We start from the raw sequence: 253 nt of genomic DNA, 5'->3' as shown, positions 1-253 counted from the left end.
GCGTGGACGTGTGGCTGCAGTCCGAACTCGGCCGGCTCGGCATCGGCCCGTTCCCGTCCGAGGCCGAGGGGGGGGCGGACCTGATCTACGCCGGCCAGCGGACGGTCACCGCGCGTGCGGGTGCCAGCTATTGCGGCAGCCACGCCGGCTTCGCGATGGTGCGCGGCGGCCAGGGGAAGCTGGCAATCCGGGGCGCGATGCCGGTCACCGACCCGGGCGAGGTGGCGCCCGGGGTGGTGCGCGGCCAGCTGGG

The 253-nt window shown here is 76.3% G+C and carries 1 pseudogene; it reads left to right on the top strand.

Features of this window, described 5'->3' with window-relative positions:
• Nucleotides 1–253, top strand: a pseudogene (locus tag ACQG3P_RS20870) (succinyl-CoA--3-ketoacid-CoA transferase); the annotation flags it as partial.

Origin of the sequence: Stenotrophomonas sp. SrG (assembly GCF_050031795.1) — a bacterium.
GTDB classification, from domain to species: Bacteria; Pseudomonadota; Gammaproteobacteria; order Xanthomonadales; family Xanthomonadaceae; genus Stenotrophomonas; species Stenotrophomonas rhizophila_A.
Note: the sequence above shows the minus strand (reverse complement) of the source record. Positions and strands in the feature narration are given on the sequence as shown.